Raw genomic sequence first — 25,285 nt, forward strand, 5'->3', positions numbered from 1 at the left:
GCAATAAACGCTTAAAGAAACAGTCCCAACCCGCGGCTAACGGCATTTCCCATACGATCGCACAATGAAGCATCCGGCACTCCCTGTCCTTCCTGTTCCCATTTTTCCACGAGTTGGCGGCCCAGGGGGGTCAGGCGAAAACTGTCGGTAATCCCTTGTCCGTCTACTTCCCGCCGCAGTACGCCGACTTGGATCAGCCACAGTAGGGAGTTTTCGGCTACGAGTTCGGATACGGGCGATCGGGTGTAGCCGCTTTCGACACCGGAATTTGAGGTGATCGCAGTTAGGAAAACACTGTTATCGCGGATGGTCTGGAAGAAGTGTAATTGAAAAGGGGAACAGCGGACGGCGCGATCGGCTCTTTTGACAGTGCGATCGGGATAACTAATAGATTTAAACGCTTCGGATGGGATAAAAGTCATTCAAAAAACCTCTGAACAGGTACTATATTTTTAATTGTTACAGATATCCGAGCGGGCTGATTCACCCTATCGATCCTAATTTTATACTTATTATGACCGATACACTGAATAATATCAACAGGTTTATTGAATACGTTCGTACTTTGAAGGGAGACGAAAAGGGCGAAGCTCAAGTATTTTGCGATCGCCTGTTTCAAGCCTTCGGTCATCTAGGCTACAAGGAAGCGGGAGCCGAACTAGAATTTCGAGTAAAGGCGAAAGGCAAAACTACGAAATTTGCCGATTTGCTGTGGCGGCCCAGGTTGTTGCTGGAGATGAAAAAACGGGGCGAAAAACTGGAAAAACACTATCAGCAAGCCTTTGAATACTGGCTTGAGCTAGTGCCGCAGCGTCCTAAATACGTGGTTCTTTGCAACTTTGATGAATTTTGGATTTATGACTTCGATTTGCAACTGCGGGAACCGGTAGACCGCGTAAATCTGGAAGAGTTACCCGATCGCTTCACAGCCTTAAACTTTCTTTTCCCCGAAAATCGCCAGCCTTTATTCAATAACAACCAAATTGATGTAACGCGAACAGCGGCTGATAAAGTTGCTCTAGTTTTTAATCGCTTAGTAGAGCGCGGCGAAAAAGTAGAAACGGCTCAAAGGTTTATCCTTCAATGTGTAGTAGCATTGTTTGCTGAAGATATCGATTTGTTGCCGCGCGGTTTATTCACCGAGTTTTTAGGTGATTGTCAGATGAACCGAGTCAGTTCCTACGATTTAATTGGGGGATTGTTTCGGCAAATGGGGAGCGATCGCCCCGCACCTAAAGACAGCCGCTATCGAGATGTATCCTATTTTAATGGCGGCATCTTCTCAGTTGTGGAACCCATCGCCCTGACTCGCAGCGAAATCGATCTGCTATTGGAAGCAGCAAAGGAACGGTGGTCAAAGGTAGAACCTGCGATTTTTGGTGCGTTGTTTGAGTCCAGTATGGGCAAAGAGGAACGTCATGCCTTGGGAGCGCACTATACCAGCGAGGCCGATATTCAAAAAGTGGTTTTGCCTACCATTATACGCCCGTGGCGAGAACGGATTGAAGCTGCGAAGACGCTCAAAGATTTGTTGGCACTGCGGCAAGAATTACTGGATTTCAAAGTTCTAGACCCAGCTTGCGGTAGCGGCAATTTTCTGTATGTTGCTTATCGGGAACTGAAGCGACTAGAGGCACAATTGCTAACCAAGATTCATGAAAATTTCTCTCGTGCTGCTAATGCCATTGGTACGATGTCGCTGGTGAAGACAAGCCAGTTTTACGGCATTGACATCAAACCCTTTGCCGTGGAATTGGCAAAAGTGACGCTGATGCTTGCCAAAAAGTTAGCTTTAGATGAAGAAAACCAGTTGCTCAATGTTGTACAGTTGAACCTGGCACTGGAACTAGAGCAAGCATTGCCGCTCGATAATCTCGATCGCAATATCCGCTGTGATGATGCTCTGTTTTGCGAGTGGGAACAAGTTAATGTAATTATTGGAAATCCTCCCTTTTTGGGTGGTAAGCAGATGCGCTTGGTTTTGGGTGATGAATATATTGATCGCATCTTTGCTAAATTTCCTGAAGTAAAAGATTCTGTGGATTTTTGCACCTATTGGTTCCGTCTTGCCCATCAACATTTAGGAGAAAATTGCCGCGCTGGTTTAGTCGCCACCAATTCCATTTCTCAGGGTAAAAGTCGTAAAGCTGCCCTAGATTACATTGCCCAAAATGGCGGCTGCATTTACGATGCCATCTCCACACAACCTTGGTCTGGTGAAGCTAAAGTACATATTAGCATTATCAACTGGCTCAAAACCTCTGATGCTCAAGAATTAACCTACCGTATCGATCACACAATTGTCTCAAACATTAACTCTTCTCTAAAAGCTGAAGTTGATGTTACCCAAGCAGTGCGACTGAAGACAAATTTGAATCGATGTTTTGCAGGTATAACTCCTGTAGGTACGGGCTTTATTGTGTCCTTGGAGCAAGCTGAAGTATGGAATAAAGTAAATCCCAAAAATCGGGAAGTAATTCGTCCTTTTCTAGAAGGTAATGACCTCGTAGCCAACCCTTACAGAGGTCTAAAAAATTTGATTATCGACTTTAATGACATGAGTATTGAAGAGGCAAGTGAATATGTCCAGCCTTTTCAATGGGTTAAAATGAGAGTGAAACCAGAAAGAGATTTGAATCGTAGAAAGGTTTATCAAAAATACTGGTGGCAATTTGGAGAACGAAGACCCGCAATGCGTCAAGCCCTAAAATCGGTTTCTCAATACTTTGCAGTTACTCAGACATCGAAATGGGCAATTTTTCTTCCTTGTCCTATTGAATGGCTACCTAATGCTAGAACGCGAGTTGTTACCTGCGACGACTTTTATATTTTGGGAATACTCACATCTAGCACTCATCAGATTTGGATGCACGCACAAAAATCAACACTTAAAGCAGATATTTCTTACACTCACAACACCTGTTTTGAAACCTTTCCCTTTCCCCAAAATTGCCCAGAAAAAACCAAAAGTGAAATTCGAGCAGCTATGCAGGTTCTCCATGACTATCGTACAGAGTATATGGAGCGCAAACAGTGTGGTATTACCCAATTATACAACGAGTTTTTTAATGAACCTGCCAGCCAACTCGCCAAACTCCACGCCCAATTAGACCAACTCGTTTGCAAAGCCTACGGTATCAAAGCCAACCAAGACCCCTTAAAGTTTCTATTAGAATTAAACTTTGAAGTTGCACAGCGAGAAACTGAGGGATTACCGGTTGTCGCTCCCTGTTCGCGGCCTGTTGTATAAGAATGCTAGTTAAATCCAGTCCTGGACGCACTTCTACCAAAGAAACCGGGTTTTTTACTAAATCTGCGGGTTGTAATTCAGTATTTTCGTAAAAAAACCCGGTTTCTGGCCCCTGCGTAAGTCCTGTAAGTCTAATTATTTTAGGCATAAACTTTCCTGAATTCATAAGTATCTGAAGCTTCCGCATCTTCTAAAGTCAGAAATTCGTGTAACTCATTAATAGAAAGAGGGCTGAGATAAACATCAGACTCGGATTCATAGACTTCGGAAAATGACTCAATAGCTTGTTTGAGTTTATCAATAGATTGTTCGGGAGTATTGCCTTGTCCCACCACTCCATTTTCTAAACACAAACAAACCCAATAATCAGCACTTTTTCTGATAATCACAGTGTAGAAATCAATCATATATTATTTGCTAAATTAATTTTCATCGAGTCGGCCAATCAGGAGAACACGCCGATAATCTAACACGCGATCGCCCGCAAGTCAACGCAGAAAATCGCCCAATCGAACTATTTCCAAGCGCAAATTTTCCTTGGGATGAACTCAATCCCGAACCTCGCATTCAAAACATTGACGGTAGCAGCACAAAATCAACTAAAATAGGTTGGTAAATCCCAAGGGAAACAAAACTATGACATTACCAGTTGGGTGCGCCGCCCCTCAGTTTACCGCCAAAGACACCAACGGCAACACCGTCTCCCTCTCCGAATTCGCAGGTAAAACCGTAATCTTGTATTTCTACCCCAAAGATGACACCCCCGGCTGCACCAGACAAGCCCAAAGCTTCAAAGCAGCCCATGAAGAATACAAGGGCAAAGATATAGTAGTTCTCGGTGTCAGCCGCGACAACGAAGAATCGCACCAAAAGTTCACAGAAAAATACGGTTTACCTTTCCAGCTATTAGCAGATGTTGATGGCACGATTACCAAAGCTTACGATGTCGAGAAAGGCGATTATGCCAAGCGCGTTACTTTCGTCATCGACGGTACCGGCAAAATCATTCAGGTTTATGAAGGGGAAACCATGAAAGTTGACACTCACGCTCAAGATATTCTCGTCACCATAGTTTAGTCGAATTTTAGTCGATCGCACTAACACTCCTGCACGCACCAAACGGCTAAAAACCCGGTTTCTTCCTAGATGCCTCGTTGCTATACGCAATATTGTCGTAGGAACCGGTTTTTTTTAGTAAGGAATGAGAATTAAATAACTTCCACTCTTGAAAGTGGGATGGGCGTCCCGCCCGTCCAAAAAGGATGGGCGTCCCGCCCATCCCACGATAACAATTAAAATTGTAAGTTATTTAATTCGCGATCGTACTAAGTCCTGACCGAAAGCATCCAGGATACAAGCCCCCGCATTCATCCGTCGGGTCAATCCTTCAATTCTAAAATCTAAAATCTAAAATCTAAAATCTAAAATCGCGCAATCGATTGACTCAGCCAGTGAGGGGTCAAGGGTTCAGGGGGAAACAACCGACTCGCACTAAATTCCTTCCCTTAAAACTTGCACCACAAATCCGCTTAACCAGGCATATATTCGGTTAAGGTGCTTTTTGTACGTCTAAAGTTAGATTTGTGGGGCAACTCCCGCCAATAATTAAAAACTTATGCTGGAAAAGGCATTAACCGCCCGTAGGCTGAATCTAAGGGCGATTTTTTCCTGGTTCGGGTCATTGTGTTTGATAAAATCAGAAGTTATCCTTGCTTTAGCTGAATAACTAAGTAGGTAGAGGGATATATAATGACAACCAACAACATTATTTTGAGTTACTTAGGCCCGCGAGAAATTGAGGTCAATAGACCCGCTGTGTTACTTGGCACTTTTGACAAAAATCTAGTGGCAGCGATTTCAGCAACAGAAGGCTCCAATGCCCTGAATGTAGGGAGAAATCTCTCTAGAGGCATTTGGAACATCAGTTTAGAAAAAGGATTCGATAGCGCCGGAACTCGCACACTGCAGGTGAGGGCAAGCGATAAGACGGGCAAAGTTATCGGCCAACAAACAATTAACATCAAAGTTAATCCTGCTTCTCAATCACCCGCTCAGTTTTTTACGTTAATTACTCTCAGAGATACCGCATTCAAAGTCGGAACACTGCCCGCAAGCAATCTTAACAACCTGCAAAAAGCGGAAATACCAGCCGGTAAAATTTATCAAATTAGGGACTACGAGTTAGAAGATGGACATCTGAATGTTCAACTAAATAATCCAATTCCTCCGGTGGGAACCTCTGGCTTTTTCTACGAAAAACACGTACTTATAACCAAAGGCGCAAAAATTCTCATATTCGATCGCGCCGAGTTGCCGACCCCGCCGCCTGGAATGCAGTTACTGTGGGTGATAAAAAAGACCTGGTTAAAGTTCACCCCCGCAGATTCTGGAACTTTAGGCCCAACTCAGAAATTACAATTTAACCCAGGAGAAACTTTCAATCTTCTCGGCTACGCAAGCGTAGAAAACCATTTCCGAGTCGCTTTTGCTCGGGCAGTTCCTAACTTAGGAACTTCGGGATTTCTGTACTGGCTGCACGTCCAAATTTTGCGAGACGGGAGGGGAATTGAGTATGATAGAAATGCAGTTACGATGACAATCATCAAAACAACTGTGTTTAAAAAGCGCCCGGTAAATGCGGCTAGCCTGCCACCCGAAGAAAAAATTACCTTGCCGGCGGGAATGATTTACGGAATTGCCGGATTCTCGATCGAACAAAGCCACATTAAAGTCTCGCTGACCGAAAATTTGCCGCAATTTGGCAATACAGGTTTCATTTATCCCGATTTTGTGCAATTCAGCCGCGGTGGCAAATCTTTTAATCCCGCTGTGAATTTAACTTATCAAGGGCCGTCAGAAGTTTTAGTAAATCAGCCGATAGTCCTTCGGGGTACTTTTGACCGAGAAAAAGCAGCAAAAATTGAGGTGATAGCTGAGGATAAATTTCCCCTAAGCGTCACGCTAAACCAAGAGGCCAGCACTTGGCAAGTTAATTTGTCTAAAGGATTTAGCATAGCGGGAGCTCGGTGGCTCAGGTTGCGGGCAACTGACAGCAAAGGCAACGTTACTGGCAGCCAAATAATTTACATTACCGTAACTTCCGATCCGCTAACTGTCGGACGAGGTTTGACTTTAAAGATACTTTCTGACACTTTGTTTAAGGTAGCTCCCCTTGATTCTTCCCGGCTCAACAATCAGCAAAAAGTTGTTGTCAAAGCAGGCCAGACTTTGGCGGTTAGCAAATACGGATTTATTGACGGGCATCTCAAGGTGGTTCTGGATTCAGCAATTTGGCCGATCGGCACTTTTGGCTATTTTTATGAACCCGACGTTCAGTTGGCCAAAGGTACTCAAATCCTAAAATTTAACCTGGCTGACGTACCGAATAGCAACGTCAGCGCTCAACTTTTGGTAACTCAAACAACTCAGATTAAAGCTAAACCCGAAGATTCATCGAAACTGCCTGCCGATCAAATGGCTGACCTACTTTTAGGCACTACCTATGCCATTACTGGTTATGCCTGCATTTTGGGACATTTCCGAGTAACTCTCGCCGAATCTATTCCCGGTTTCGGCAATATCGGATTTATTTATTGGCAGGACGTTAAAATTAAAAAAGACGGCAAAGAAGTTCCCTTTGACCCGGATGCTTTGACGATGACAATTCTGCAAGCAACTGTGTTTAAAAAACGGCCGGTAGATGCTGCTAGCCTGAGCAGTACCGAGAAAACTCCGCTGCCTTTAGGTCGAGTTTACGGCGTGAACAGCTACGGTGCGGAAGGATCTCACCTGAAAGTTTCCCTGACTGAAGAACTGCCGAATTTTGGCAATACAGGTTATGTTTTTCCTAGTTTTGTTCAGTTCAAGCGGGGAGATAAAATTTTCGATCCGGTTCCGAACAATGTGGAATTGAACGTGCCGTATTTTTCGCAGCGGGACAATCCGCGTTTTGACTGGTCTACTTGCAACGTAACTTCGATCGCAATGGTGCTTTATTATTACGGCCTTCGTTCTCAGTGGGGCGGACAGTTGGAGGATGAGTTGTTGCAGTGGTGTTTCGACTATGCCGGCCAGGGTTCTCAAACGGATCACAGCGTGCTTTCGGCGCTGATTCAGGCCTACGGGTTTAAGACGAGTTTTAGTACGACTCGCACGTGGGGCCAGGTGCGATCGGAATTGCTGAATCGGCGGCCAGTAGTTTTAGCCGGAGATTTTACTGCGGCCGGTCACATTCTTACTGTAATTGGCTACAATTCTCAGGGTTATATCGTGCAAGATCCTTGGGGAAATGCACTCACTGGTTACAGCGATACTGAGGGGAGAAAGTTGATGTATCCCTACAGTTATGTCAATCAAGTTGCAGGGCCAGATGGGAATGTTTGGGCGCATTTTATCTCTCCATAATCTACTCTAATGTTGGCAATTTGTGAGGCACTACGCCTATTAGTAAGGTGTGCATAACAGCTATTCGTAAGGTACTTAATGCACACCCAACCTAACTTAGGAAATCTTGCACTTAATTTTTCGTTTTGCTGCGCCAATACCTAAAAAGCTCAATCCTACTAAAGTACCGAAGATAGTAGCAGGTTCTGGTACTGGTTCAGCAGAGCCTTGTTCAAATGAGCCTTGAATAGCGATCGCATCGTTAGCGCACTCCGCCAAAAAGTTAGCAATATAGTTCCCCGAAGGCATTGAGGATTTATTAACACTGAATCCGATTGTTTGAGAACCTACGGCATTAAACTGAGCGAAATCAAGACCGAGAGCGTTCAAAGTTGCTGGCGTTAAAACATTAATTTCTCCTACTTTTGTACCAGTAGCTATTGAGTTGAGAATAGTCGAGTTTCCTGTTTGTTCAAAGTAGGGGTCAGTGGCAGATAAATCTCCCATAGACGGGGTTCCGCCTTGAGATGCAACTACCGTATTGAATTGATTTAAATTGCTAAAGCCAGAGTTGATTTGGGTGACGTTTTTAGCGGTAACGTTACTGTAAACGCCTGTTGTCGCCACGCCGGAGTCATTTCCTTCGGCAAAGCGGATACCAAACAAGCTGCCGTTTGCGTTAGCTGTATTGAAGTTTTGACCGGAAAAATTGAAGAATAAATCGCCGTAGTTGATGTTGCCTCTTTGAGCTAGTGGGTCGGCATATCCTGCTAAACTTAGATTAGAATTGATGGCGATAAAAGCTGTATCTGATGTTTCTTTGATGGCGATGCCGTAAAATTCAAATTCCCCGCCGCCGATTTGGGGCCCTGTCACGCCGTCGTTGAAGGAATCGATCGCATAATTCCAGCCGTTAGATAGCGTTGCTGCTGTAGCTTTTTGTTGCTGTAGTGCGAAAAGGGTACAGAAAATAGCCACTGAGTAAGTCCAGTGGATGCTGTTTTTAGCAATGGATTTCATAAAATGCTCCCTGGGAATCATTGTTAAATTGTCCAGTCTGATCGATCGACTGTTTTTAATTTTTAGTAAATCATACCTTCAGGCCGAATTTCTTAAAGTTTTGCTAAAGGTTTGGTCGGCCAATTGCATCATATTAAATAGATTGCTTAAAACACCCAACCAATGCCAGTAACTAAATATAGCAATCCTCGCATCACTTGTAAAAATATCTAGGGGTAGTGCTAAGAGTGCCTACCCCACCCAAGGCGGGGCAACCACGGGGGGTTTGCCCCTACAAGAATTACACAACTCATTTAGGATTGTTATATAGGACTTACGCAGGCACAGTATTATAGCGGGGCTGCGTAAGTCCTGTAGGTGCAAATAAACCGACTACTGGGTTTGGGCGGTTGAGAACAGCAATAAACTGCCTGCTAGTCGAGATATAGGCGGTACCCGCCTCTACAAGATATTATTATTTTTTCCTGCCGAGCGACTTAATTGATTTTTTATCAATTACCAATTAATTTTGACAAAAGTGGGCGTGATGTTGTAGATGCCGATGCCGGATTCTATTAATAATTCGATTGTTTGATTAATAATTTTCATACATTGTCTTTCATCGCCAGCCCGGTTCAATATACCTCTCCAATAATTATTGTGGAACAGGCATCCTGCCTGTTCAAGACAGGCTTTGCTGGAGATGTCTAATAATTATAATTACGTTGGTTGGGAGGACTTCATTCCTCCAACTCCTCAAATGCCGATCGCGCACAACAATTTTACTACTTTTACCATCAGCGTTCAACCCAACAGGCTCTCATGAATCAGCACTTTTTCTGTAAGTGCCGCACAAAGCGAGAATTGGAGAATCAAAAAAAATCATACGGCAAGAGCGATCGCACGTTTTTAGAACACCCAATCAACTTCCTGCCCTACATCCGCTGCAGGCATCGTGGGTTCCTTCTAACTCGGCAGGTGGTTTCTGCACTCTTATGCGCTGCATAAATCAATCAAATTTTTAAATGCTGTTAATATATCGCCGACAGTTCGTTGACTATCTTGACTCTCCCCTTAATCACAGAACGCAGCAGGCGGTTGATCGAATGTCTGTATTCATCGTCGAGAGAGTCGTCCAAAACAGCGGCCATCAAGCCGTAGCGATCGGCTAAAGTCAAACAACCCGTATCGCTAACAGAGGCAAGCATTTCGGAAATAGCGCCGGGGATAAGTTGAACTAAAAACATGAGACATTCCCTGAATTCGATACTTATATAATCTCTCGTTCTTGGAAAATCAAGAGTGACGCTGGCATAGCACACAATGTGATTTTTTGAGGCAAACTGTGTGACAGCGACCGCTTGAATGTTGTGACGATCTCGTTTTAAGTCTGCGATCGCAGTCACAAAATTAATCTTAGCAATGAGAATTAAATAACTTACAATGCGTGATGGCTCTTGTGGGATGGGCGTCCCGCCCGTCCAGAAAGAACGGGCTAAGAGTGCCCAACCCCTAGTCCCCACTTTCAAGAGTGTAAATTATTTAATTCGCGAGCCTTAGATATTCCCATATCCCCCTCTCCCCTCCTAAATCTAAAGATTTAGAGAGATTTTTCGGTTTTGTGGGCGTCTTTACCCATTTCCCATGTATAAAACGCATGGGCTGTATGCGAAATATTCATAAAACTCAATATTTTGTAAAAATAGCTACGAATATTTACAATCATGGGCTTTACATTAGCTCATAACTAAGGTGCATCGAAACGCAGCGATCGACCGAATCATCGGTAGCAACTATAACCATAAATAGTTTTGCCACGTTCGAGCCAGCGCCCAGTCAAGCTCAAGTTTACAGAAGACCAACCATGCTTAAAAGAAATTCCATCTAGTAACTAAATATACAGTTTTAAATCCATACAATCACTAAGGTTAGCAGGAAACACACACTTTATGCTCCAAGTCAATACCTCCCCACACAAGCCAGCAGCGAGGGTAAACCGATGACCCAAACAGTAGAACCCAAAGCCCAAGCGAGCCTGAACAAGTTTGAAAAACTCAAAGCCGAAAAAGATGGCTTAGCATTAACAGCCGAACTCGACCACTTCGCCGCAATCGGCTGGGAAGCAATGGACGAAATCGATCGCGAGCACCGCCTCAAATGGCTCGGCATCTTCTTTCGGCCAGTAACTCCCGGCAAATTCATGATGCGGCTGCGCTTGCCCAACGGCATCATTACTAGCAATCAAACCAGAACGCTAGCAGAAATCGTCCAACGCTACGGCGACGACGGCAGCGCCGACATCACCACCAGACAAAACCTGCAATTGCGCGGAATTCGCATCGAAGACGTACCCGACATCTTCCGCCGCCTCAAAGAAGCGGGCATGACCAGCATCCAGTCTGGCATGGACAACGTGCGTAACATCACGGGTTCCCCAGTCGCGGGCTTGGACGCCGACGAACTGATAGATACGCGGGAACTGGCGAACCAAGTCCAAGACATGATTACGAACAACGGCGAAGGCAACCCCGCGTTTTCAAATTTGCCGAGAAAGTTTAATATTGCGATCGCAGGCTGCCGCGACAACTCAGTCCACGCAGAAATCAACGACATCGCCTTCGTACCCGCTTACAAAGACGGCAACATCGGCTTTAACGTTTTAGTCGGGGGTTTCTTCTCCGCCAAACGCTGCGACGCTGCAATTCCTCTCAACGCATGGGCAAGTCCCAGCGACGTTGTAGATTTGTGCAGATCAATTTTAACTGTGTTTCGCGATCAAGGCCCAAGAGCAAACCGCCAAAAATCGCGGCTGATGTGGCTGATTGACGAACTCGGAATCGAAAAATTCCGAGCCGAAGTCGAACAAGAATTAGGGCGCACTTTGCCCGCTGCCGCGCCCAAAGATGAAATCACCTGGGACAAACGCGACCACATCGGCATCTACGCCCAAAAACAATCAGGGCTCAACTATGTAGGGCTCCACGTTCCCGTCGGACGCCTACAGGCATCGGATTTGTTCGATTTGGCCAGAATTGCCGAGGTTTACGGCAGCGGCGAGCTCAGGCTCACTGTGGAAGAAAACGTGATTATTCCCAACGTTCCCGACTCGCGGATTGAATCGCTGGTCAAAGAACCGCTGTTGCAGCGTTTTTCCATCGAGCCCGCACCGCTGACACGAGCCTTGGTTTCCTGCACCGGCGCTAAGTTTTGCAACTTCGCCCTCATCGAAACCAAAAGCCGATCCGTGGCAATGATTGAGGAACTCGAAGCCGAACTTTCAGTACCCAAACCGGTCAGAATTCACTGGACGGGTTGCCCCAATTCCTGCGGTCAACCCCAGGTAGCAGACATTGGTTTGATGGGAACAAAAGTTCGCAAGAACGGCAAAACCCTCGAAGGTGTAGACATTTACATGGGAGGCACAGTTGGCAAAGACGCTCATTTGGGTGCTTGCGTCCAAAAAGGCATCCCTTGCGAAGACCTGAAACCGCTGCTGCATCAACTGTTAGTCGAGCAGTTTGGGGCAGTTCCCAAAGAGACTACATCCCCTGTAGCTTTGCTAAACCGGCAACTGCAATTGACGGTGGAGGAGGGCGAAACGGCAGTCTCGGCAGCCAAACCTCAGACATCTACTGTCATTTTCGCTCGATCGGGCAAAGAAGTTGCTTGCAGCGAAGATGAGTTCATTCTCGATGTTGCCGAACGGGCCGGGGTCGAACTTGACAGCAATTGCCGGTCGGGAAGCTGCGGCACTTGCCAGCAGAAACTCCTAGAAGGCCAAACAGTCTACGACAGCAAACCAGACGCGGCGGCAGACTTAGAACCAGGGTTCATTTTAACTTGCAGCGCGCGGGCGATCGGCAGAGTGACCATCGACGCCTAATCTGACATTGGGAAATGCGATCGGGAAAAACCAGATTGTGCCATTTCACAGTCAACAGTAAACAGTTAACAGTTAACAGTTAACAGTCAACAGTCAACAGTCAACAGTCAACAATCATTCCGGTGCAACCGGAATTGATCTCACATCTCACATTTCCACCATCTCAAAGTACAACAACAATTCAAGACAAATGAGCAACCTTTCTAGAAGAAAATTCATCATCACCGCTGGAGCAACAGCAGCCGGCACCCTCCTAGCCCACGGTTGCAGTTCCAGTTCCACCCCATCTAACGGAAGTGCCACCCCCGCCGCCGACGGCGCATCACCCAGCGCCACCCCAGCAGTCAACATCAACCCCGCCGACGCCCCAGAAGTTACCGCAGCCAAACTCGGATTCATCGCCCTCACCGACGCAGCACCCTTAATCATCGCCCAAGAAAAAGGGTTATTTGCCAAGTACGGCATGAAAGACGTACAAGTTACCAAACAAGCATCTTGGCCAGTTACTCGCGACAACTTAGAACTCGGTTCCGACAAAGGCGGCATTGACGGAGCCCACATTTTATCCCCGATGCCTTACCACATGACATTAGGCACTATTACCAAAGGCAATCAGCCAGTGCCGATGAACATTCTGGCGCGGTTAAATACTAACGGTCAGGCAATTTCGATCAGCAAAAAATACCTAGATTTAAAAGTAGGTACAGACAGCGCACCCCTGAAAGCAGCTTTTGGCCAAAACCTTCCTGTTGCTATAACTTTTCCCGGCGGTACCCACGACTTGTGGATGCGCTACTGGCTAGCAGCCGGCGGTATTAATCCAGATACAGATGTTTCCGTGATTCCCATACCGCCGCCGCAAATGGTAGCGAACATGAAATCTGGCAGCATGGAAGCCTTTTGCGTCGGGGAACCTTGGAATGCTCAGCTAGTTACTCAAAAGGTAGGATACACCGCCTTAGTAACCGGAGAACTTTGGAAAGACCACCCAGAAAAAGCTTTAGCTTTAAGAGGAGATTGGGTTGAGAAAAACCCCAAAGCTGCTAAAGCAATAACAATGGCCGTACTGGAAGCCCAGCAGTGGTGCGATAAGGCAGAAAATCAGGATGAGATGTGCCAAATTATCTCTCAAGATAAGTGGTTAAAAGTGCCAGTAGCAGATATTATCGGTCGCTCTAAAGGTCAAATTGACTACGGTACCGGCCGCATTGAAGCTGCCAGCCCAGTGGCGATGAAATTCTGGGCTGATAATGCTTCTTATCCCTACAAGAGTCACGATGCTTGGTTCTTAGCTGAAAATATTCGCTGGGGTTATATCCCGGCAACTACCGACATCAAAGCAACCGTTGATAAAGTTAACCGCGAAGATATTTGGAAAGCAGCAGCGACAGCACTTGGCGTTCCCGCCGCCCAAATTCCTACTACCACTTCTCGCGGTGTCGAAACCTTCTTTGACGGCGTGAAGTTTGACCCAGAAAAACCAGAAGAATATCTGAAGGGTCTGGCAATCAAAAAAGCATAATTAGTTGGTTAACAGTTGACAGTTGACTGTTAACAGTTGACTGCTGACAGTTGACAAACCCCTAAAAGTGATGGTGTTGGACAGAGGGAAACGGAGCGTGCGTTCGACGGATCTAGCCTGCTGAACTCTGTTCAAAGTATCTACAAATAATCGATTATTCACAATACTGCAAAAAGAAAAATGGCAACAAACCTCGCTGTTACTAAAAGCAAAAATCCAGTAAATTTCGTTCTGGATCACGTTCAAAAAAACCGCCGAAAAATCATCCGCCCGCTGGTAGCAATTACAGTTTTGCTCATAATCTGGCAAATCCTCTGCCACAGTCCAGAGTCCAGCTTGCCGGGACCAATCAAAGCTGTCCAAGAAACCTGGAATCTGATTATCAATCCGTTCTTCGACAACGGCGGTACAGACAAAGGCTTGTTCTGGCAAATTTTGGCTAGCTTGCAGCGGGTGGCGATCGGCTTTACTTTGGCAGCAGTTCTAGGCATCAGTTTAGGAATCCTCATCGGCACAAACTCCTTAATGTTCGATGCTTTAGATCCTCTGTTTCAAGTATTCAGAACTATCCCGCCCCTGGCTTGGCTGCCGATCGCCCTGGCTGTATTTCAACAGTTCAATCCCTTTGAAGGCATGGGGATGAAAGCTAACGAAGTTTCAGCACTCTTCGTAATCTTAATTACCGCAATTTGGCCGATTCTAATTAACACCACAGTAGGCGTTCAACAAATACCCCAAGACTACAGAAACGTCGCCCGCGTCTTGCGCCTCCCTAACCAAAAATACTTCTGGAAAATCCTGCTTCCCTCTTCTGTTCCTTACATCTTCACTGGCTTGAGAATTGGCATCGGTTTGTCTTGGCTGGCGATCGTAGCTGCGGAAATGTTAGTCGGCGGCGTCGGCATCGGCTTCTTCATCTGGGACGCTTACAACAGTTCTCGACTCAGTGCAGTGATTCTAGCAGTGCTTTATGTAGGAATCGTCGGTTTGATTTTAGACAGAATCGTTGGTTTCATTGCTTCCAAAGTTGTTCCTGAAGAACAAAAATAGGATTTGGGAATGGGGAATGGGAAATGGGGAATGGGGAATGGGCGATTAGTGGTTGGTGATTAGTTATTAGGAAGCGCCCCTAATTATATAGGCCCAATGCCCAATGCCCTGTTTGGCCTGTTTGGCCTGTTTGGCAAATTAATAATCAGCATCTAAAAATTACAAACTAACCTAAAATTGCCATGTCAGTATTTGTTGAAGTAGACCACGTTGACCGCGTATTTAACTTGCCCAATGGAGAGCAATACATCGCTCTTAAAAATATCGAACTTAAAATTAAAAAGGGAGAATTCATCACCTTAATTGGGCACTCTGGCTGCGGCAAATCTACGCTGCTAAATATCATCGCCGGCCTCGACAAAGCAAGTCAGGGCGGGATTACTTTAGAAGGGCGGGAAGTCCGCGATCCAGGCCCCGATAGAATGGTGGTGTTTCAAAATTACTCGCTGCTACCTTGGCTGACGGTGCGCGAAAATATCGCCCTAGCAGTAAATGAAATTTACAGCGGCAACTCTCAAGAAGATCGCGAGTTGGTGATCGAACACCACATTAAATTGGTCGGACTCGGGCACGCCGCCGACAAACGCCCAGGCGAAATTTCTGGGGGGATGAAACAAAGAGTTGCGATCGCCCGCGCCCTAGCGATTCGCCCGAAATTGCTGCTGCTAGACGAACCCTTCGGCGCCCTCGATGCTTTAACTCGCGGCGGTTTGCAAGACCAGTTGATGAAAATTTGCGAGGAAAGTAAAGTCACCAGCGTGATGGTAACTCACGACGTGGATGAGGCTTTATTACTGAGCGATCGCATTGTGATGCTCACCAACGGCCCGGAAGCGCAAATCGGGCAAATCCTCGAAGTGAACATTCCCCGCCCCCGCAAACGCATGGAAGTTGTCAACCATCCGAGTTACTACGCGCTGCGTAACGAAATGGTTTACTTCCTCAACCAGCAAAAGCGGGTCAAACAGCGCAGGGCCAAACAACAACCCGCTGTCATCGCCCGCAACGGCCTGGAAAAAATCAACCTCGACATCGGCTTTATTCCCCTCACCGACTGCGCCCCCTTAGTAGTAGCCAAAGAAAAAGGATTCTTCAAAGCCCACGGCTTGGAAGAAGTTACTCTCAGCCGCGAACCTAGCTGGAAAGCGATCGCCAAAGGAGTCACCGAAGGACGGCTGGACGCGGCGCAAATGGTTGCAGGAATGCCGATCGGGATGTTGTTGGGGCTCGACGGTGAAGCCCCTGTACCCATCTGTAGCGCCATGACGCTTTCTCGCAACGGCAATTCGATTGTTTTCAACAAAGACCTCTACAAACAAGGCATTCGGACATTAGAGGATTTCAAAGCTGCGATCGCCAAGACTCCCGATAAAGTTCACACCTTGGGCATGGTACACTCCGCTTCCATGCACAATCTGCTGTTCCGCTACTGGCTGGCCGCCGGCGGCATCGACCCGGACATCGACGTGGGCTTGACCGTGATTCCGCCCCCGCAGATGGTATCGAATTTAAAAGCGGGCAACATTGACGGTTACTGTTCAGGCGACCCCTGGAACTCCCACGCAGTCAACAGCGGCACGGGTTTTGTTATGGCCCGTTCCCTCGATATTCTGCCCGGACACATCGAAAAAGTTCTCGGTGTTAGCGAAGATTGGGCTCAGAAATATCCTCAAACCCACCTCGCCCTCGTCAAAGCGCTTTTGGAAGCCTGCGAATACTGCGATGACCGGCGCAACCGCGAAGAAGTCCTAGGATTGATTAGCCAAGAACAATACATCGGTGCCGATCCGAAAGACATCCGTCCAGGGTTCATCGATCCGTACAACTCCGGTACGGAGGCAGAACCAGAAATGCTCTACAATTTCAATCAGTTCTCTGTTGACAAAACCAATTTTCCAGACCGCCTAGAAATGGTGTGGGTGATGGCGCAGATGGCTCGCTGGGGACTGATCCCGTTCCCGAAAAACTGGGTGGAAGTGGTCGATCGAGTTTTGCGGCCCGATGTTTTTGGTCAAGCAGTGCGCGAATTGGGTTTGCCGGATATTGCCAGAGATCGCCGGACGATCGAGCTATTTGACGGCACTGTGTTTAATCTCGACGACCCGATCCAGTATCTTCACAATGTCAAAATTAAGCGCGCCGTCCGCATCGAAGAAATTTTAATTGAACAAATAGGCAGTCAATGTTCCATCAAACTGCCAGCATAACCAGCAAATAGGAAGAGGGAATGAGGAGCCAGAAATCAGGAAACAAGACTCCACATTTTCCGCTTCCTAACTCCATAATTTTAAATTATCAATCGAAAGTTGTCATGTCTAATTCCCCGACCCCAAATCCAAATCCTGAAAATATGCAAACTCTAAAAACCCCCCAAAAAACCAAAATTCAAACGCCAAAGCAAGACTTTCTTACTATTAAAGACGTATCGAAAGTCTACGAAACTCCTAAAGGCCCTTACGTCGTTCTCGACGGTGTAAACCTGACTATTAATGAAGGCGAATTTATTTGTTTGATCGGTCACTCTGGCTGCGGCAAATCTACTTTGCTGAATATGATCGCGGGATTCAACGGCCCGACAAACGGAGAAGTAGCCCTGGAAGGTTCGCAGATTACTGAACCAGGCCCCGATCGCATGGTGGTGTTTCAAAACTACTCCCTGCTACCCTGGCTGACGGCTACTGAAAATATTCACCTCGGCGTTGAAAATGTTTACCCGGAAAAGTCCGCAGACGAACACAATACGATCGTCAAGGAACACTTGGAATTAGTGGGGCTGACCGAAGCTTGTCACAAAAGACCGGGCCAATTGTCCGGGGGGATGAAACAGCGGGTGGCGATCGCCAGAGCTCTGGCAACTCGCCCCAAACTGTTGATTTTGGACGAACCTTTCGGAGCTCTAGACCCGATTACCCGGGAAGAGTTGCAGGAAGAATTGCTGAAAATTTGGCGGAAGGAAAAAATTACCGTCATTATGATTACTCACGATATTGATGAGGCTTTGTTTTTGGCCGATCGCATCGTGATGATGACCAACGGGCCAGCAGCTTCCATCGGCGAAGATATGCACATTCCGTTCAGCCGTCCCCGCAACCGGACACGGATTATGGAAGACCCGAAATACTACGAACTGCGTAACTTTGCTTTGGAGTTCCTGTTTTCTCGCTACGCCCACCACGAAGAAGGTGAAGAAACGGACTCGGAGACAGAAGCCGTCGCGCTACCGATGCCATTACCTGCTAGCAAAAAGCCTGCGGTTGCTGACAGGCCTCTTGCACCTGCACCTTTTGTGTCTCACGCTGCCGAACCCTCAGAAGCCTCGTCGATCAAACGCGGCATCCTGGCAGCCTCGTGGTTCGTAGCAATGTTTACTTTAGCTGCCGTCAATATGTCGGTTGTTTCCAGCCAGCTAAAGCAAGCGAAACTAGAAGAAACTGCACCTCCGGCGCCGACTGCCGGGGCGATTGTGAGTTCTCCCCCCAGCCCGCAAATCGCAGCAAGTTCGATCGCACCGAATCCTAGTCCAGCACCCATCGCTGCTGCTAGCCCTGCACCCATCGCTGCTGCCAGCCCTGCACCCATCGCTTCTGCTGCCAGTCCAACACCCATCGCTGCTGCTAGCCCTGCACCCATCGCTGCTGCCAGCCCTGCACCGAATGCCAGCCCTGCACCCATCGCTGCTGCTAGCCCTGCACCCATCGCTGCCGCGGCTACCAGCGCGGGCGCGGCAAATGCAGCCACCACTGCCACATCAGAGATTTCTGACCAAGCCGAACTCGATGCGATCGGACAGAAGTTGTATGCACAAATCGACCAAAAATGGAGAACAACTCCGACATTTACCGAAAGCTTGACTTATCGGGTCAAAGTAAAACAAAACGGCGATATCCTACAGTTCGATCCCACAAATAAAGCAGCTAAAGATTTCCTCAAAGAAACTCCTCTGCCGGTTTTGCAAACTCCTGCCGATGCCACAGCAGGCGCTGAAAAAACTGCTGAGTTCCAAGTAACCTTTAGCCCCACTAACGGTGGCGTATTTGAGGTTAAAACACAGAAGTAGGCGACATAATACTCCCGCACTAAATCTCACCTTGCTATCAACAACTAGGCAAAAAGTAGTACCGACGCGCTGTTTGAGCTATGCAAAAATTCCTCCTAGCCCCCATCCTTGGGGGTGACAAGAGTTAGGTTGGAATTTCCTCTGTTTGAGGAAGATTTAGTAGCAGCCAGAAGCTGGCTACAAGCCAGAGCAAGGGCGATTTTTAGTAAGATAGCGGGTAATTTGAAATCAGGGTATTGTCGATTTCTGAGAAGCATATATGCGGAAACTAAGTAATTATTCACAGGTTATTTGCAGGAGCCCTCAGTTCCGACTATAATAACGAATTACCAATTACGCATTAGCTTTCAAAAATTAGCATCTAAAATCACCAGATGGAAACTATAAAAACTCTTTGCCCATACTGCGGTGTAGGTTGCGGTCTAGAAGTTGTTCCCGACAAAAAACAAAGTTGGAAAGTGCGGGGCGATCGCAATCACCCATCGAGTCAGGGGATGGTTTGTATTAAGGGAGCAACCGTAGCAGAGTCCATTCGGAGCGATCGGCTACTGTATCCGATGATGCGAGATACTCTCGACCAACCGTTCCGCCGCGCTAGCTGGGACGAAGCTCTCGATGCAATTGTTAATCGCATCCAAACAATTCGCAGCACCAGCGGCCCCGATGCTTTGTGCGTTTACGGTTCGGGTCAATTCGCAACAGAAGATTATTATATTGCCCAGAAACTAATGAAAGGTTGTCTGGGTACTAATAATTTTGATGCTAATTCTCGCTTGTGCATGTCTTCAGCCGTCTCTGGATACGTTCAAAGCTTTGGCTCGGATGGGCCGCCTTGCTGTTACGACGATTTAGAATTAACAGATTGCGCTTTTATTATTGGCAGCAATACAGCAGAATGCCATCCGATCGTATTCAATCGATTAGCAAAATACCACAAAAAGCATCCAAATGTCAAGATGATTGTGGTAGATCCAAGGCGGACTCCGACTGCGGAAGCGGCGGATTTGCACTTAGCAATTAAACCGGGTACGGATATAGATTTGCTTAATGGAATTGCATATTTGCTGTTACGCAGGCAAGCAATAGATTCTGAGTTTATTGAAGAATGCACGGCGAATTTTTCAGCTTTTGCTGAGGTTGTTAGCAGCTACACGCCGGATTTTGTAGCCTCGCGCTGCGGCATTACTGTCAGCGAGTTAGAAACGGCGGCAAACTACTGGGAACAGTCGCAGCGCGTTTTGTCTCTGTGGTCGATGGGAATGAATCAGTCGTCGGAAGGCACGGCAAAGGTGCGATCGCTGATTAATTTGCACTTGATGACAGGTCAAATCGGCAAACCGGGATGCGGCCCGTTTTCCCTCACCGGCCAGCCAAACGCGATGGGAGGGCGGGAAGCCGGAGGACTGTCTCACTTGCTCCCAGGCTACCGATTTGTGAAAAATGCTGAACACAGAACCCAAGTCGAGGAGTTTTGGGGAATCGCACCGGGAAGTATTTCCCCGAATCCAGGCCGCACAGCTTGGGATATGATCACTGGTTTGGAAACTGGCGATGTCGAGTTGCTATGGATTGCAGCTACTAATCCGGTGGTGAGTATGCCGGATTTGGAACGCACTAAAGCCGCTTTGCTGCGATCGCCCTTTACTATTTATCAAGAAGCTTACTATCCCACTGAAACCTCGGCCTACGCTCACATCCTGCTGCCGGCAACGCAGTGGAGCGAAAAAACCGGAGTAATGACGAATTCCGAACGCCGCGTTACCTTTTGTCCCGGTTTCGACACTCCCTCCGGGGAAGCCCGCGACGACTGGAGCATTTTCGCTGAAGTGGGACGGCGGTTGGGTTTTGCCCAACTCTTTGCTTTCGAGAACAGTGCGGAGGTTTTTAAAGAGTACGCGCAGTTGACGCGGGGCCAGCCTTGCGACATGACCGGTCTGAGCCACGAATACATCCGCCAACAAGGCCCCCAGCAGTGGCCTTGCCGGGAAAACGAGCCTGTGCATCCAGCGAACGAAGCGAAACGGCTGTATACAGACAGGCGTTTTCACACTCCTGACGCGCGGGCGAGATTTTCGGCCTATCACTCGCGGGGACTGGCAGAACCTCCCGATCCGAATTATCCGTTTGTGTTGACGACAGGGAGACTTTACGGACACTGGCACACGATGACGCGGACGGGTAGAACAGAGAAAATTAATCAATTGCACCCCGACCCGTTTTTGGAAATTCACCCCCGCGATGCTGCCAAATTGCAGATTAAGGAGGGTGATTTGCTGGAAGTTCGATCGCGCCGCGGCAAGGCGCAGTTTCCTGCCAAAGTCACAAAGGCGATCGCGCCCGGTACGCTATTTGTACCGATGCACTGGGGTTCTCTGTGGGCCCAAGGGGCTGAAGCCAATGCCATGACTCATGCTGCAAGCTGTCCAGATTCCAAACAGCCTGAGTTAAAAGCTTGTGCGGTGCAGTTGGTGCTGGTTGGGGCAGAAACTGTCGCAGAAGTTGAGGAATTTAATTGGCAAAAATCCACCCTCGCCGTCACTTCTTGAGCTGCCCTCGAACTACGGGATGTTACACATCACCGCCGAACGAGCGGGAAGCCGCGGGCTTTAGACATGGGGAGGAACCGGGTTGATGTTTGGCGAGTGCGAGCGTCAATCGCGCTCTGTCGAACGATTGAAGATTTACTCCACAGATGAATCTGGGATTTTGAACAAGAGTCTAAAATTTTGCACTCTTGGCGACAGGAGTCCGGGGCTTGTATCCGTTTTTAGGATAACAACCTCTCTCGATCGAGCAATTTTGAACCCGGACATACCCTACACATAAATCTTAAATCCCAAATCCCAGATCTAAAAGCTAAAATCGTTATGCCATTACGCAGCCTAAAAACTGCGTTTCCCCGCCAGAGCCCGGAAACAAGGAAAATTAAATTTATTCATTCTGAGTTGTTGCTTCTTGATGGGGGGTTTTTCCTTCGGGAGAATGTCTTCTGGCGAATGCCTTCTGCCTTCTTTTTAATTAATTGAGTCAGACAATTGCAGTTTGCACCTATAGGTGCTATAATGGTTTTACAAGGCTTTATTTTCGGCAGTACAGTTCGTTCGATCGGCGTTCCTCCGGATTTAAATCTCTACACACTCTGATTCTGGAGAATGTTCAATGTCAATCTATGTCGGCAATTTATCCTACGAAGTAACGCAGGAGCACCTCAACCAAACTTTTGGAGAGTACGGTACAGTAAAGCGCGTTCAGTTGCCTGCTGACCGGGAAACAGGTCGGATGCGGGGCTTCGCTTTTGTAGAAATGTCTACTGAAGCCGAAGAAGCCGCAGCCATTGAGGCTCTTGACGGTGCTGAGTGGATGGGTCGCGACCTCAAAGTCAACAAAGCAAAACCCCGTGAAGAACGTGGTTCCAATTCTGGTGGTGGTAACTGGGGTAACAACGATCGCGGTGGCAATTCTCGTCGCTACTAAACCACCCGAGCTAAATTTTTAGCTATCTTCTATATTGCGTCGGAGCAAGCTGGGAGTCAACAATCATTCTATGTTGAGAATAGATAGTTAGTTCAGTGGTCGCACCGCGCCTTAAAAGCCTCAAAATATTGCTAGACAATAGTTTGAGGTTTTTTTATGGCAAAAATTTATTAAGCAGGAGTTCATCGCGTGCGATCGATTCCTAGCTGACACGAAAAACTATAAGATATAACACAATACGCTTGGGTTAAAACTATTTATTCCGGGCGAGATCCCCCTCGCATCCCCCTGATTGTTGGGGGACGCAAGAGTAATTTCTTGTCCCCCCTTTTTAAGGGGGGCGCCAGGGTGATCGAGCTTAACTGAACCGTATTGAGATATAACAGGCAAAGAGAGCCGCCTTTTCCCCAGTGCCCGGGTGGCCCCGTAAAACCAGGCAATCAGAGAGTTTTGCGCTTGCAAAGCGTACCGAAAAATGACAGAATCATCAAGAATGATGACTAAATCACTGGTATGCTGAAAAAAATATTTAGGCAAATTGCGAAGTTAAGCAATGATGAAAATTTTCTGCATTTTACAGAAAGTGTAGAAGTAATAATATCGAAAGTTTTATCACTGGCGATGATTTTGGTAATTATCGTCAGCGTTGCCGATTTGGTGATTTTTTTAGCACAAGAATTGGTAAATCACACTGATAGTTTCTTAAAAGACACGTTGTTTGTGATATTTGGGTTATTTTTAAATGTTTTAATTGCATTGGAAATCTTGGAAAATATTACAGCTTATCTGAAAAAGCACGTAATTCAAGTTGAGCTAGTTATTGTCACTTCTTTGATAGCAGTATCTCGAAAAATCATCATTCTTGACCTGGAAAAAAAAACCGCAGCCGACTTGATTGGTTTGGCGACTGCAATTTTCGCGCTTTCCATCAGTTACTTGATAGTGCGGTACACAAATAGAGGAAATGATTAATATTGGGAATTTGGCATTGGGGATTGGGAATTGTTAATAACTAATATCATCTCCGGTCCCTCGACCGGACATGATATTATTCCAACAAACCAGGAGGAGGCACAATTTCAATTCTGCCTTGTTCTAAGTCAACAACTGGCACAATCTCTTCCACAAAAGGAATCAATATTTTTGTGGATTTAGGCTCTTTAACGCGAATTTTCCGTGGTTTGCGGGTATTTCTGGGGTCAGCGTTGGCTTGGGGAGTTTCAGGCTGTTTTGGCTTTTCCAATTCTGCGGCGACAGTTTCTGGCGCCGTTAGATTCGTTTCTACTTCTAAAAGGTCGTTACCTGCGGGAATAATATCACTTACCTTGCCTAGGATTTCCCCGGTTAACTGGTTAAAAACTTCCATACCGATCAAATCTTGGACGTAAAACTCATCAGATTCGAGGTAAGGTCGATCGGTCTTTTCAACAAACAACTTACAGCCCCGCAGCGCCTCAGCACTATCGCGGTCTTCCACACCCTCTACCTCTACAGCATACAGCCCTTTGCCCGGAATGTAGCGACCGCCCAAAAACTCGATCGGTTCCGGTTCACTTTTGTTAGGGCGCAAAATCCACCGCTTCCCCGCTTCGATAAACCTTTCCGGGAAATCCGAATCGGGATAGACTCGCACTTCCCCGTCCAAACCTTGAGCTGCTACAATTTTACCGATTTCTATCCATTCAGACATAAACTTTTTGGGAATTGGGAATTGGGAATTGGGAATTGGGAATTGGGAATTGGGCATGGGGCATTGGTAGCAGAAAAGCCTTGGTAACAAACAACAAATAACTACTGACTAATGACTACTGACTACTGACTACTGACTTCTTTACACCAATCCAGTTCTCAGCGCTACAACTGCGGCTTGCACGCGGTCATCCACTGCCAACTTATTCATAATACCGCGAACGTGAGTTTTAATAGTATTTGGGCTCAAGTAAAGCGCCGCTGCTATCTCAGGATTGCTGTTACCTTCCACCATTAATTTTAACACCTCCAATTCCCGCTGCGACAACTGACCAAAAGTAGTTGTAGAGGCAGGTATGGGGGGTTTCAGGTGTTCGATGACAGTCCGGGCAATTTGAGGGTCAAGATATGTAGCCCCCTCTGCGGCGGCTGCAATCGCTGCTAACAGCCTGTCTACAGAAGCACCTTTAATACAATAAGCATCAGCCCCACTAGAAAGGGCAGCAATAATTTCAGTTTCTGCAGTGTGAGAAGTTAACATTACTACTCGAACTTCTGGGAGTTGTGCTTTAATTTGCTGCGTCGCTGCTATGCCGTCGAGCCGTGGCAAACCGATATCCATTACAATAATATCAGGTTTGAGTTTCAGTGCGGCTGCTACGCCTAAATAGCCATCTTCTGCTTGTCCTACTATTTCTATTTCTGGGGAATCGGCTAAAACTTGCTCTAATCCCAGTTGCATCATCGGGTCATCTTCAACAATTAAAATTTTCATAATACGAAGGAAGTTCTGCAACGGATTGTGTAACGGATGTAACGGATGTCAGTAAGAAGGAAGAAGGAAGAAGGAAGAAGGAAGATTACTTAGTTGTTAATATTTTACATGAACTTGTACCGAACCAATGACTAATGACTAATGACTAATGACTAATGACTAATGACTAATGACTAATGACTAATGACTAATGACTAATGACT

The 25,285-nt window shown here is 46.8% G+C and carries 17 protein-coding genes and 1 pseudogene; 12 read left to right on the forward strand and 6 right to left on the reverse strand.

Annotated elements, in window-relative coordinates; all coding sequences use genetic code 11:
- Positions 1-11 precede the first annotated feature (11 nt).
- Positions 12-422: an Npun_F0494 family protein gene (locus tag QUB24_RS24740; protein WP_333156196.1), complete on the reverse strand. Its 411-nt coding sequence runs from the start codon at positions 420-422 to the stop codon at positions 12-14.
- A gap of 92 nt (positions 423-514) precedes the next feature.
- Here QUB24_RS24740 and QUB24_RS24745 point away from each other — a divergent pair, with 92 nt between their 5' ends.
- Complete coding sequence (locus QUB24_RS24745; protein ID WP_333156198.1) at positions 515-3,250, forward strand: DNA methyltransferase; 2,736 nt, start codon at positions 515-517, stop codon at positions 3,248-3,250.
- Between the two features lie 140 nt (positions 3,251-3,390).
- On the opposite strand, the gene QUB24_RS24750 is transcribed toward QUB24_RS24745, so the two are convergent.
- The gene (locus tag QUB24_RS24750) at positions 3,391-3,657 is read right to left on the reverse strand and encodes a type II toxin-antitoxin system HicB family antitoxin (protein ID WP_333156199.1); all 267 of its coding nucleotides are present in this window, start codon (positions 3,655-3,657) and stop codon (positions 3,391-3,393) included.
- Positions 3,658-3,886: 229 nt separating this feature from the next.
- Here QUB24_RS24750 and QUB24_RS24755 point away from each other — a divergent pair, with 229 nt between their 5' ends.
- Both QUB24_RS24755 and QUB24_RS24760 read left to right on the forward strand, forming a co-directional pair.
- Positions 3,887-4,327 carry a peroxiredoxin gene (locus QUB24_RS24755; protein ID WP_333156201.1) on the forward strand — a complete coding sequence of 147 codons (441 nt, stop codon included), beginning with the start codon at positions 3,887-3,889 and terminating at the stop codon, positions 4,325-4,327.
- 672 nt (positions 4,328-4,999) lie between these two features.
- Positions 5,000-7,654, forward strand: coding sequence for a C39 family peptidase (locus QUB24_RS24760; protein WP_333156203.1), 2,655 nt, complete (start codon positions 5,000-5,002; stop codon positions 7,652-7,654).
- A gap of 96 nt (positions 7,655-7,750) precedes the next feature.
- Here QUB24_RS24760 and QUB24_RS24765 read toward each other — a convergent pair whose 3' ends face one another.
- Positions 7,751-8,653, reverse strand: a complete 903-nt coding sequence (locus tag QUB24_RS24765; RefSeq protein WP_333156204.1) for a PEP-CTERM sorting domain-containing protein — start codon at positions 8,651-8,653, stop codon at positions 7,751-7,753.
- A 1,010-nt stretch (positions 8,654-9,663) separates the two neighbouring features.
- Positions 9,664-9,879, reverse strand: a complete 216-nt coding sequence (locus tag QUB24_RS24770) for a hypothetical protein (RefSeq protein WP_333156213.1) — start codon at positions 9,877-9,879, stop codon at positions 9,664-9,666.
- A 752-nt stretch (positions 9,880-10,631) separates the two neighbouring features.
- On the opposite strand from QUB24_RS24770, the pseudogene QUB24_RS24775 reads away from it, so the two are divergent.
- The 9 genes and pseudogenes from QUB24_RS24775 to QUB24_RS24815 form a co-directional block, all read left to right on the forward strand.
- Positions 10,632-12,167, forward strand: a pseudogene (locus QUB24_RS24775) (ferredoxin--nitrite reductase); the annotation flags it as partial.
- Positions 12,168-12,215: 48 nt separating this feature from the next.
- Positions 12,216-12,515: a 2Fe-2S iron-sulfur cluster-binding protein gene (locus QUB24_RS24780; protein ID WP_333156214.1), complete on the forward strand. Its 300-nt coding sequence runs from the start codon at positions 12,216-12,218 to the stop codon at positions 12,513-12,515.
- A gap of 190 nt (positions 12,516-12,705) precedes the next feature.
- Positions 12,706-14,037 carry a CmpA/NrtA family ABC transporter substrate-binding protein gene (locus QUB24_RS24785; RefSeq protein WP_333156205.1) on the forward strand — a complete coding sequence of 444 codons (1,332 nt, stop codon included), beginning with the start codon at positions 12,706-12,708 and terminating at the stop codon, positions 14,035-14,037.
- Between the two features lie 180 nt (positions 14,038-14,217).
- Positions 14,218-15,087, forward strand: coding sequence for a nitrate ABC transporter permease (gene ntrB / locus QUB24_RS24790; RefSeq protein ID WP_333156206.1), 870 nt, complete (start codon positions 14,218-14,220; stop codon positions 15,085-15,087).
- A 182-nt stretch (positions 15,088-15,269) separates the two neighbouring features.
- Positions 15,270-17,294 carry a nitrate ABC transporter ATP-binding protein gene (locus QUB24_RS24795; RefSeq protein ID WP_333156208.1) on the forward strand — a complete coding sequence of 675 codons (2,025 nt, stop codon included), beginning with the start codon at positions 15,270-15,272 and terminating at the stop codon, positions 17,292-17,294.
- Positions 17,295-17,398: 104 nt separating this feature from the next.
- Positions 17,399-19,144 (forward strand): nitrate ABC transporter ATP-binding protein, encoded by a 1,746-nt coding sequence (locus tag QUB24_RS24800; protein WP_333156209.1) that lies wholly within the window; start codon positions 17,399-17,401, stop codon positions 19,142-19,144.
- A gap of 374 nt (positions 19,145-19,518) precedes the next feature.
- On the forward strand, positions 19,519-21,690 hold the full coding sequence (locus QUB24_RS24805; protein WP_333156210.1) for a nitrate reductase: 2,172 nt from the start codon (positions 19,519-19,521) through the stop codon (positions 21,688-21,690).
- A gap of 613 nt (positions 21,691-22,303) precedes the next feature.
- The gene (locus QUB24_RS24810; RefSeq protein ID WP_333143949.1) at positions 22,304-22,618 is read left to right on the forward strand and encodes an RNA-binding protein; all 315 of its coding nucleotides are present in this window, start codon (positions 22,304-22,306) and stop codon (positions 22,616-22,618) included.
- 513 nt (positions 22,619-23,131) lie between these two features.
- Positions 23,132-23,590 (forward strand): phosphate-starvation-inducible PsiE family protein, encoded by a 459-nt coding sequence (locus QUB24_RS24815; protein ID WP_333156211.1) that lies wholly within the window; start codon positions 23,132-23,134, stop codon positions 23,588-23,590.
- Positions 23,591-23,666: 76 nt separating this feature from the next.
- Here QUB24_RS24815 and rimM read toward each other — a convergent pair whose 3' ends face one another.
- Positions 23,667-24,308, reverse strand: coding sequence for a ribosome maturation factor RimM (rimM, locus tag QUB24_RS24820; RefSeq protein ID WP_333156216.1), 642 nt, complete (start codon positions 24,306-24,308; stop codon positions 23,667-23,669).
- A gap of 141 nt (positions 24,309-24,449) precedes the next feature.
- Complete coding sequence (locus tag QUB24_RS24825; protein WP_015179099.1) at positions 24,450-25,082, reverse strand: response regulator; 633 nt, start codon at positions 25,080-25,082, stop codon at positions 24,450-24,452.
- Positions 25,083-25,285: the final 203 nt, after the last annotated feature.

This window comes from Microcoleus sp. B9-D4, from assembly GCF_036705105.1.
GTDB lineage: Bacteria > Cyanobacteriota > Cyanobacteriia > Cyanobacteriales > Microcoleaceae > Microcoleus.